Below are 1,599 nucleotides of genomic sequence, written 5' to 3' on the forward strand. Positions count from 1 at the left end.
ATGCAGCCTCTACCAACGCAGATGAGCAGTTAGTTCGGGTGACACATCCGTTTCATCCTCTATTCCCACGGCAGTTGCCGTGTGTCGGCAAGCGCTACAACCGGCATGGTGAACGCCTTTTGCTGCAGACCGGAGACGCCACCGTTTGGTCGGTTCCCCCGCAATGGACTGATCTTGTGAACCCGGATCCTGAAGTCATCATGAGCAACGGACGATCGCTCTTGCGTGTCGCTGACTTAATGGAATTGGCCACTCTGGTGGAGCGCCTTTCCAGCAAATCGGGCACGTGATGACGTGCTGGCGTGTAAAGATAACTATGCCGCTTCTGTAAAGCGGATTATGCCGCAAAGGGTAACTCCAATGAAGGAATTCGTTTGTTCGAACCGCATTTTCTCGGTCATAGACCATCACGATAGCCTTGACGAGGCGGCAAAAGACGTCATAATTAAATTTACGATAATGTCGCTTCACATCCTCGGAGCCATCGATGCCTGCGAAGTACGACAGCAAGCGCACAAAGACGGATGTCCTCATCGAAGAGGGCACGCTCAACCCAACCCCCGAGAAGGTGCGCGATCCAAAGTTTCGGGGCAGCGAGTTCTTCGATCCGCACGACACCGTGCAGGTCAAATACGAGATGCTGCGTCGCGTCTCCATCGACAAGGTGTCGGTGACGGAAGCCTCCGACGAATATGGTGTTTCCAGGCCGACCTACTACCAGGCCAAGGTGAACTTCGACATGGCCGGGATTGCCGGACTGGTGCCGACAAAACCGGGCCCCCGCGGTCCCCACAAGATCGACGACAAAGTCCTGGCATTTCTGCAGGCGCAGATCGCCCCTGGCGAACCCGTTCGCGCTCGGGAACTGGCGAAGCTGCTCCATCAGGAACTCGGTATCGAGCTTCATCCCAGATCGATCGAGCGGGTTCTAAAAAAAAGCGGCAGGTAAACATTGCCGCGACGGTGGCATGTTCGCTCCTGCCGCCGACCATCGCGTCCCAGTACGAGGTGCTGCGCAAGGCTGCTCTCGGCGAAGCGCTGCCACTTATGGCCCGTAGCGGCCTCATCCTCTTTCTGCGCCGGGGCATGTGGGGATGGGCTCAGGCGCTGACCGCAACAGCAAGCACCCCGCGAGAGCAGAATTACCCATCGTCAATTGCTTGGCCGCTGCACGGCGGGCACAGCGCCGTCGTTCACGTCCTTGCGACAATCGCCATGAGCATCAACGATCGGAGATCACAATGAATGTACATCTCAAAGTCCAGCCTCATCACCTCGAACGCAGCGCCTACCTCTACATCCGCCAATCTTCGATGCGGCAAGTCATCGACAATACCGAGAGCGCCATGCGGCAATATGCGCTTCGCGGGCGCGCTATCGCCCTTGGTTGGCGCGAGGAGCAGATTATCGTCATCGATAGCGATCAAGGTGAATCCGGCGCATCGGCGGTCTGGCGAGAGGGATTTCAACGGCTGGTCAGCGATGTCGGCATGGGACATGCCGGGATCGTCATGGGCCTCGAGGTCTCCCGTCTGGCGCGCAACAATGCCGACTGGCAGCGTCTACTCGAGATCTGCGCCCTTGCTGACACCCTGATCC

The 1,599-nt window shown here is 57.9% G+C and carries 4 protein-coding genes; all 4 read left to right on the forward strand.

Annotation, left to right across the window (positions count from 1 at the left end; translation table 11 throughout):
* Positions 1 to 290, forward strand: a 290-nt coding sequence (locus tag AAAC48_RS01885; protein ID WP_340652546.1) for a DUF5372 family protein, incomplete at its 5' end; no start/stop codon positions are given.
* A gap of 197 nt (positions 291 to 487) precedes the next feature.
* A complete protein-coding gene (locus tag AAAC48_RS01890) occupies positions 488 to 949 on the forward strand; it encodes a helix-turn-helix domain-containing protein (protein WP_340652547.1) in 462 nt (153 codons plus the stop codon).
* Positions 950 to 963: 14 nt separating this feature from the next.
* A complete protein-coding gene (locus AAAC48_RS01895; RefSeq protein WP_340652548.1) occupies positions 964 to 1,245 on the forward strand; it encodes a hypothetical protein in 282 nt (93 codons plus the stop codon).
* Positions 1,242 to 1,599 (forward strand): recombinase family protein (locus AAAC48_RS01900; protein ID WP_340652549.1); only part of this gene is annotated, 358 nt, incomplete at its 3' end. The genes AAAC48_RS01895 and AAAC48_RS01900, both read left to right, overlap by 4 nt.

This window comes from Phyllobacterium sp. (assembly GCF_037994405.1).
In the GTDB taxonomy this organism is placed as follows: domain Bacteria; phylum Pseudomonadota; class Alphaproteobacteria; order Rhizobiales; family Rhizobiaceae; genus Phyllobacterium.